Here is a 9,121-nt window from a genome sequence, read left to right as displayed (position 1 = left end):
CCGAAACCATGAGTGTCCATTACATCTTTTGCCGCCTGAATCACATCTGGATGCGATGATAATCCTAAATAATTGTTAGCACAAAAGTTTAGTACTTGTTGACCTGTGTTTAATGTGATTTCTGCACCTTGTGCCGAAGTAATAATCCGCTCTTCTTTAAAAAGACCATCATCTTTGATGGTTTGTAATTCAGATTGTAAATGTTCTTGTATGTTTCCGTACATAATTGCTAATTTTTTACAAATTTAAAATTCTTTTATTGTTAAATCGTCATTTATATAAATGAGAATTTTTTTAATGACTTTATAATTCATATCCTCTAAAACTAATTGGTAATCGTAAAGCTGTTCTTGATGTTTGGAATCGGTTGACCCTGTTTTGTAATCTATAATTACAGCTTCATTTTTTGAGTTAATTACAATGCGATCTGGTCTAAAAATAATTCCGTTTTTAGAAATTATGTCTTGTTCATTATATATTATTTGTTCCGCTTTAAAATAAGGATGTAAATGATTATGATTAACAATATCATAAACCATAGATTTTAATACCTCGTATTGTAGGTCATTTATTATTCCAGAGTTTTTATAATCATTCATAACATACTCAATATCATCTTCGGTTTTAATTTCCGACATGATATTGTGAACCAATTTCCCTTTTTCAATAGCTTCCTCTTGATGTGTGTCCCATAAATATCCAGAATTTGTCACTATATTCAGTTGGTGCACTTCTTTTTCGGTTGAAATAAATTCATTTAGGTATATCGTTTTGTGTGTTGTTGTTTTTTCCTCGGAAGTCTTTATTGGATTCCCAAAAGTGTAGGTAAGTGTGTTATCTTTCCAAGCGTTAATAGATTTTAAATAGTTGATAAATAAGCCTGAATAAAAGTTTAATTTTTCAGATTGGTTTTTTTTATCCACATCAAATTCTGAAATGACATATAATTGTTCAATAGCTCTGGTAAGAACAACATACAGTAAATTGATACTATCCAATTCAAGCTCTGATTGGTGTTCATTATACATGGCAAGACTAACATCATTATAACTTTCAAAGTCTTTATTTAGGTTAAGATATAAATGTGAAAACCCATTAAAGTAAGATGCGTCAACAGGAAACCAGACCTTCGGATTTAAATCAAAATATATGTCTTGATTAGCATATGGAAAAATAACTACAGGAAATTCTAAACCTTTAGATTTATGAATGGTCATAATTTGAATAGCATCTTCACCTTGTGGTGATACAATACTTAAAGAGTCTTTTTTTCGATTCCAATAATCTAAAAAACCAGTGAGACTTGAATTGTATTTCAATGAATAATCTTGAATTTCATCTAAGAAAAACTGAATGTAAGCATTTGAAGTTGCATTGAGTTTAAATGTTCTGACGATATTTTCAACAGCTTCGTAAATGGGTAGTTGTAAAAACCGATTAAAATCAAAGGTAAAACCATATGGTTTTAAAGCGCTAAATAGTTTAAAACCATTTAAATGAATTAGATCATTAAAAAAAGTGTGAGTATCTTCAAGAGATAATTGATGTTCTGCAAGATAGCTTAAGACATTAATCTTAATTTCATCATTATTTGGTTGAATAGCTAAGGTTAAAATATTAGCTATAAAATTAACTTCAGGCGCATTTTTTAGCATTAAAGTCTCTGAAGAGATAATAGCGTAATGCTTACTGCTTAAGTACTCTGCAATAGCAATACCTTCTTTTTTTCGTCTTACAATGATGCATATGTCTTTGTATGAAAATCCATTTTTCTGTGCTTTAATGATAGTATTCAAAACCGATTCACAATACATGTCATTTTTATCATTATCATCAATATCTAAAAAAGATAATTCTACATAACCTTCATTATGAAATACTAAGTCTTGATGTGCATTTTTATAAATAGTTTGATGTTGTGGGTTAGAAAATGCAATACTAGAAATATGATTAAAAAAAGCATTATTGAATTTCACAATGTCTTTAAAACTTCTGAAATTTGATGGTAGGTTTTTAACCTTTTGTTCTTTCACAAAAGGCTTTTCTATTTTAGAATACAAGTCAATAAATTGTTCAGCACGTCCACCTCTCCACCTGTAAATAGCTTGTTTGGCATCACCCACTAGCATCGCGCTGCCTGTATCACCTTTTAAGTTTTCTCCCGAAATTGTATTATCAATTAAAGGAATTAAATTTTCCCATTGTAAAACTGAAGTGTCCTGAAATTCATCTATAAAATAATGCTTAAACTTTTCGCCAATTCGCTCGTATATAAACGGTGTTGGTTGTTCACGAATTTCAGAATTGATAATGGCATTAAACTCAGAAATCAATAAAAGATTATCTTCTTCTTTGAGTTGATCTAAAGTCTTTTTTATAACTGTTAAAACAGATAAAGGAACTATATTGTTTAAAGCATTTTTTAATAATTTAATCTGAAAAATTGCTGATTTAGTTTTTAAAAAAGCATCTGTAAGTTGTTGGCGAATTCCTTCAATAGAATTAGCGACGTCATCTGTAACTTTTTTTGGATAAATTGGAGTTCCTTCTACAAGGTCAATTTGCCATTTGGGCGAAAAAGATACTTTAAAGTTTCCTTCAGATAATTTTATAAAATGTTTAGGCAGATAACTACTAGAAAAATCTGAATGAGACAATTGGGATTGACCTATCAATTCAAGAATAGTTTTAGCGACTTCAACAACTTGTTCCTTTGCCTTTTCATGCTCTTGATGTAAGTTGTTTTTCAGAGCTTTAAAATCCTTTAATGTTTTATCTTTTAGTTGCTCTATATAAACAATTTCATTTTCTTGAATTAGTAATTCAGCAATCGCATTAAAGTCAAATGAAATATCCCAACTTTTATCATCATCTGTTTTTTCAATAGCAAAATCTACTAATGTTTTTGTGAGTTCAGTATTGCTTCCTGCCTTATCAATAAGCTTGTCAACAGCTTTAGCTAATATCGTTTTTGTATCGAGCTCGACTTCAAAATTAACAGGAAGTTTTAGGTCGTGCGCAAACGTTCGAATAAGTCTATGGTTGAATTTATCAATTGTTGATATATCAAAGGCAGCATAGTTATGAACCATTATATGCAACAATGCTCTAGATTTTTCGTGGAGCGCTTTAGGTTCAATATTTAAGTCGGCCACAATGGCTTTGAACATGCTATTAGATGATTCGAAAATAGAACTGTCTGAAAAGGCTTTTAAGGTTTCTATAATTCGTTCCTTCATTTCTCCAACCGCTTTGTTGGTAAATGTAAGTGCCAAAACGGCTCTAAAAGTTAATAAGCTATTTGATGTAAATAAAACCTTTAAATAGTCTTGAACTAAAGTATACGTCTTCCCACTTCCTGCAGAGGCGTTGTAAATTGTAAAAGGTGATTGCTTTTGCACGCTTAAAATTATAAAAACTATCAATGAGTTCATAGCTATTTAATATTTTTAATTGCGCTGTTTTATGTGTAAATTTGGTATTATTAGATATTAATTTAAAAAACACATAAAACTATGGCTTTCGAATTACCGAAATTAAAATATGCTTACGACGCTTTAGAGCCTCATATTGATGCTCGTACAATGGAAATTCACCATTCAAAACATCATAACGGCTACACGTCTAAACTTAACGCTGCAATTGACGGAACTGATTTAGAAGGAAAATCTATAGAAAGTATCTTGACTAATTTAGATATGGATAATAATGGTGTTAGAAATAATGGAGGCGGATTTTATAACCACTCATTATTTTGGGATGTTATGAATCCTGAAGACAGAGGTTATTTATCTGGAGACCTAAAAGACGCAATTGAAGCCGAATTTGGTTCTAAAGATGCATTTATTGAAGCATTCAGTAAAGCAGCAGCAACTCAGTTTGGTTCTGGTTGGGCATGGTTGTGCGTTCACAAAGGTGGAAAAGTTGAAGTGTGTTCTACGCCAAACCAAGACAATCCCTTAATGCCAGGTGTTACTTGTGGAGGAACACCAATTTTAGGATTAGATGTTTGGGAGCATGCTTACTACTTAAATTATCAAAATAGAAGACCCGATGATATAGATGCTTTTTTTAAGGTAATTAATTGGAATGAAGTTGAAAGACGTTATGCTGATGCAAAGTAGTATAAACCTTTAAAATGACAATTGAATTTAATCCAAGTTGAAAGACTTGGATTTTTTTTATTTGAAGAATGATGTTTTTATAATGAATTAAAAATGAAAAAGCATGAACAGATGTTCATGCTTTTTGCCCCAAATCTACCATAAACTTAACCTACTTATGTTATGGTGAAACAAATATAACGGGACTTTTTTCTAATAGTTAAATTTATTAGACTAACGACGTATAAATTGGCTTAAACGGAAAAAATGACTTTTATTACACCATTATGATGAGTAATAAAGCGAAGCTTTAAATTGTAGTTGAAATAAATTGAGAAACAAGAAGTTGAGGAGATATAAACATATGTTAATAAAAAAAGGTGAACAGAAGTTCACCTTTTTTTGCCCCAAATCTACCATGAACTTAACCTACTTATGTTATGGTGACACCAATGTATGCGTATTTTGTTTAACCCTATGCAAATATTAGACGAAATGCATGTTTTTCGGATAAACAACTATTTTTTTCGGATAAAATGCTAAAATTGAGCATTTTGTCTAGTAAGCTCTTTCTTTATTTCCTTCGTAAAAATTAATGAATGCTCTATTAACAACTCGATTTCCTCCAGCTGTAGGATAATCTCCAGTAAAATACCAGTCTCCTAAATTTTTCGGACATGCTTTATGGAGATTTTCTATGGGTTGAAAAATGGTTTTCACTTTAGCTTTAACAGAATCGTCTGAAATTAATTCTGCAATCTTATCCGAAATTTGATCAGCAGTGAATTCATTATATAAATCTTTTACAAAGTTTTTCACCTTGCTGTCTTTTAATTCTAATTGAGCTTTGCATTTAAGATAAACCTCTTCAATCAGATGATACTTGTCACTTTCTTTTAGTAGTTCTAACATTGCTCTGAAGGCAATTAAACTTTCTAGGTTAGCCATATCAATTCCATAACAATCAGGATAACGAATTTGAGGAGCCGAAGAAACAACAACTATTTGTTTTGGACTTAAGCGGTCCATCATTTTAATAATACTCTTTTTAAGCGTTGTACCTCTTACAATACTGTCATCAATGATGACCAGATTATCGTTTGGTTTAATTACACCATAAGTTACATCATAAACATGTGCTACCAGGTCATCACGACTACTATCTTCAGTAATAAATGTTCTTAGTTTTACGTCCTTAATCGCAATTTTTTCAATTCTAGGCCTTTCAGAAAGAATATCTGTAACACGTTCTGCGGAAAGTTTGCCATTACCATCTAAAATAGCTTTCGTCTTTTTTTGGTTGAGGTGTTCTTCAACTGTTTCTATCATCCCGAAGAATGAAGTTTCCGCGGTATTTGGAATATAAGAAAACACCGAATTTTTAGTATCTTCTTCAATAGCCTCTAAAACTTTAGGCATTAATAACTTTCCTAAATTTTTTCGTTCTTGATATATTTCAGCATCACTTCCTCTTGAGAAATAAATACGTTCAAATGAGCATGCTTTTCGCGCTAGAGGTTCAATGATTTTTTCAATAGAAACCTCACCAGACTTCTTAGTTATTATCGCGTGTCCTGGATCTAGCTCTTTAACATCCTCAAAATCTACATTAAATACCGTTTGTATAACTGGTCGCTCTGACGCTACAGCAACTATTTCATCATCTTCATAGTAATAAGTTGGTCTAATTCCTGCTGGATCTCTCAATACAAAAGAATCACCATGACCTAATAAGCCAGCCATTGCATAACCACCATCCCAATTTTTAGCTGCTTTTTTTAAAATTTTGGCAACGTTTAAGCGCTCTGCAATCAAAGGAGAGCATTCACTTTTACTAAAACCTTCTTTTTTAAGTTTTTTGTAGATTTTAGAAACTGCATCATCAAGAAAATGACCAATTTTTTCCATAATAGTTATGGTGTCTGCTTTTTCTTTAGGATGCTGACCAAGTTCAATAAGACCATCAAATAGTTGATTTACATTAGTCATATTAAAGTTCCCAGCAACGATGAGATTTCTGTGCATCCAATTATTCTGTCTTAGGAACGGATGAACACTTTCTACACTGTTTTTTCCAAATGTTCCATAGCGAACATGTCCTAAAAGTAGTTCTCCTATATATGGAATATGTTTTTTTTGAAGTGCTACACTATTTTGGTACTCCGGATGCTCATTTAGTTCGTCGTTGATACGTTCATTAATTTGAGCAAATATATCTTGAATAGGTTGTTGAGCAATTGATCGAACACGACTTATATAGCGCTCTCCAGGATTCGTGTCTAATTTAATACTTGCAAAACCAGCACCATCTTGACCACGATTGTGTTGTTTTTCCATCATGAGGTACATTTTATTGACGCCATAAAATGCACTTCCATATTTTTCTTTGTAATACTCTAATGGTTTTTTAAGTCTTATGAGTGCAATTCCACACTCATGTTTTAAAGCATCGCTCATTGTTGTGTCCCTGTTTTAAATATTCCAAAATTATAAATCTTGGAAGCGGTATTAAATAAAAAACGCGCTCAATTTTGAGCGCGTTAGTTTATGATAATTCAATGTCAAACTGAGTGAGTTGTTTAAACTCTTTCAGTCTATAATTAATTTCGTCTTTTGTTAAATTTTGCATGCGTTCTGTGCCAAACTTCTCCACACAAAAAGAAGCTAAGTTTGATCCATATATAACTGCGTTCTTCATGTTTTCAAAAGTATAATTCTCTGTGCTTGCTAAAAATCCAGCAAAACCACCAGCAAAAGTATCACCAGCTCCTGTTGGATCGAAGACCTCTTCTAAAGGTAATGCAGGTGCATAAAAAACGTTGTCGTCATGAAATAATAAAGCTCCATGTTCTCCTTTCTTAATCACAACATATTGTGGACCCATTTCATGAATTTTACGAGCTGCTACAACTAAGGAGTATTCACCAGTTAACTGTCTTGCTTCTTCGTCATTAATAGTAATGACGTCAACTTTCTTTATAACTTGATGTAAATCATCAAGCGCGCAATCCATCCAAAAATTCATAGTATCTAAAATAACCAATTTTGGAGTTGTAGTCATTTGATTTAAAACACTCATCTGAACTATCGGGTGCAAGTTTCCAAGCATAACCACTTGCGCATCTCTATATTGATTTGGAACTTTAGGATCAAAATCGGCAAGTACATTAAGTTCTGTTGCTAAAGTATCTCTAGAATTCATGTCGTTGTGGTATTTACCACTCCAAAAGAATGTCTTACCTTCTTTAATAATCTCAACACCATCAATATTGACGTTTCTGTCGGATAATAAATCTAAATATTCTTGAGGAAAATCACCTCCAACTACAGATACTGCAGCAGAATCTACATCAAATTGAGATGCAGCTAAACCAATAAAAGTTGCTGCTCCACCTAATATTTTATCTGTTTTTCCGAAAGGGGTTTCAATAGCGTCAAAAGCTACTGTACCAACGATAACTAATTTGCTCATATAAGCGATACATTTTAAGCGGCAAATATACGATTTTTAAGGACTAAAAAACTAATTTATTTACGACCAAAATCTGCAGGAATTTCTCCCCAAGCTTTGGTTTCCCATTTTACGATGGTTGTTGTGTAAGAATTGTTTTTTAACCACTCAAGAGCCCGATCAATTAATTCAAATAAGGATTTGTTTTTGTCGTTTCGTTTTAATTTTGTGTTGCAGGTTTTTTTTCTAACCCAACTCATTGCTGTTCTAGAATCTGTATAGATGATAAGATCGCTATTTTTCTTTTTTAAAAAAGCCAAACCATGAACAATGGCTAAAAACTCTCCGATGTTATTGGTGCCTTCTTCAAAAGGTCCTTGAATAAATAATTGTTGTTTAGTTTTGGTCATGACGCCTCGATATTCCATTTTTCCTGGATTCCCAGAAGACGCAGCATCTACAGAAATGGATTTATAATTTGGTTGACCAATTTTTTTTAGTTGTGCTTCGCTAAGCTCACTTGTAAACTTCTTACTCTTCCCAATGTAGTCTTTATAGTTGCCTTTTAACGCTTTTTTTGCAGCATCAAATGTTGAAAATGATTTATATTGAGCCCCTTGAAAATCTTTGATTTGAGCTTTGCAATCATCCCAAGATTCAAAAACTCCAGTATGGTGACCTTTCCAAACGGTGTAATATTTTTTTTTCTTTTTACTCATTTAAAAGTTGTTCAACCACTTTTGGAAAATGTTCCATTTCTAATTCATGAATTTTGCTTGCGACATCTTCAGCAGTATCATTACTATTAACATCACATTTTGCTTGAAAAATTATAGCGCCATCATCATAATGTTCATTTACGTAATGTATTGTAATTCCTGTTTCTAATTCTTTATTAGCCACAACAGCTTCATGAACATGCATACCGTACATGCCTTTTCCACCATACTTCGGTAAAAGTGCTGGATGAATATTTATGACTTTATTTGAAAATACATTTAAAATATGTTCTGGAAACTTCCAAAGAAAGCCAGCCAATACAATTAAATCAGGTTGATTTACTTTTAAAATATTTAAAACATCATGAGTTTCAGTAAACGCTATTTTATTGAACGACAAAGCACTAACTTTAAGTTTTTTAGCACGATCTAAAACTTTGGCATGAGGATTGTTAGTAAGTACTTGAATAACAGAAGCATTTTCTCTGTTGTGAAAAAACCTAATTAAATTTTCAGCATTAGTGCCACTTCCGGACGCAAAGATTACAATACGTTTCATTTACAGACAATCAGTTACTATTATTCAGAACAAAAAAAAGAATAATAATTAACAATTAGAACGCAAAACGTAAATTCTTCAAAGTAATTTTATTAAATTACAAACACATTTTTAGATTAAAGGTGTGTATTGAAATAAAGTTTTTTTATTTTTGCGACCTAATTAAAACTTAAAATTAAAAAATTATGTCAGACATTGCATCAAGAGTAAAAGCGATTATCGTAGACAAATTAGGAGTTGATGAAAACGAAGTTGTTACTGAAGCTAGCTTTACTAACGATTTAGGAGC

At 31.8% G+C, this 9,121-nt stretch carries 6 protein-coding genes and 2 pseudogenes; 2 read left to right on the top strand and 6 right to left on the bottom strand.

Going from position 1 to position 9,121, the window contains the following annotated elements:
- Together AB8B90_RS07680 and AB8B90_RS07675 are read right to left on the bottom strand one after the other, a co-directional pair.
- Positions 1-224 (bottom strand): annotated as a pseudogene (locus AB8B90_RS07680) (glycine C-acetyltransferase); the annotation flags it as partial.
- Between the two features lie 21 nt (positions 225-245).
- Positions 246-3,401: a UvrD-helicase domain-containing protein gene (locus AB8B90_RS07675; RefSeq protein WP_405335345.1), complete on the bottom strand. Its 3,156-nt coding sequence runs from the start codon at positions 3,399-3,401 to the stop codon at positions 246-248.
- Between the two features lie 114 nt (positions 3,402-3,515).
- Here AB8B90_RS07675 and AB8B90_RS07670 point away from each other — a divergent pair, with 114 nt between their 5' ends.
- Positions 3,516-4,124 carry a superoxide dismutase gene (locus AB8B90_RS07670; protein WP_405335343.1) on the top strand — a complete coding sequence of 203 codons (609 nt, stop codon included), beginning with the start codon at positions 3,516-3,518 and terminating at the stop codon, positions 4,122-4,124.
- 537 nt (positions 4,125-4,661) lie between these two features.
- Here the strand turns inward: AB8B90_RS07670 and AB8B90_RS07665 are convergent.
- The 4 genes from AB8B90_RS07665 to AB8B90_RS07650 form a co-directional block, all read right to left on the bottom strand.
- Entirely contained in the window at positions 4,662-6,560 is a 1,899-nt protein-coding gene (locus AB8B90_RS07665) for an amidophosphoribosyltransferase (protein WP_405335341.1), read from the bottom strand.
- Between the two features lie 88 nt (positions 6,561-6,648).
- Positions 6,649-7,575, bottom strand: coding sequence for a PfkB family carbohydrate kinase (locus AB8B90_RS07660; RefSeq protein WP_405335339.1), 927 nt, complete (start codon positions 7,573-7,575; stop codon positions 6,649-6,651).
- Positions 7,576-7,631: 56 nt separating this feature from the next.
- Positions 7,632-8,273, bottom strand: a complete 642-nt coding sequence (locus AB8B90_RS07655; protein ID WP_405335337.1) for a viroplasmin family protein — start codon at positions 8,271-8,273, stop codon at positions 7,632-7,634.
- A complete protein-coding gene (locus AB8B90_RS07650) occupies positions 8,266-8,832 on the bottom strand; it encodes a phosphoribosylglycinamide formyltransferase (protein ID WP_405335335.1) in 567 nt (188 codons plus the stop codon). Before AB8B90_RS07650 ends, AB8B90_RS07655 begins: the two co-directional genes overlap by 8 nt.
- A gap of 185 nt (positions 8,833-9,017) precedes the next feature.
- Between AB8B90_RS07650 and AB8B90_RS07645 the strand changes: the two are divergent.
- Positions 9,018-9,121 (top strand): annotated as a pseudogene (locus AB8B90_RS07645) (acyl carrier protein); the annotation flags it as partial.

Origin of the sequence: Psychroserpens sp. (assembly GCF_045105015.1) — a bacterium.
Lineage (GTDB): Bacteria > Bacteroidota > Bacteroidia > Flavobacteriales > Flavobacteriaceae > Psychroserpens.
Note: the sequence above shows the minus strand (reverse complement) of the source record. Positions and strands in the feature narration are given on the sequence as shown.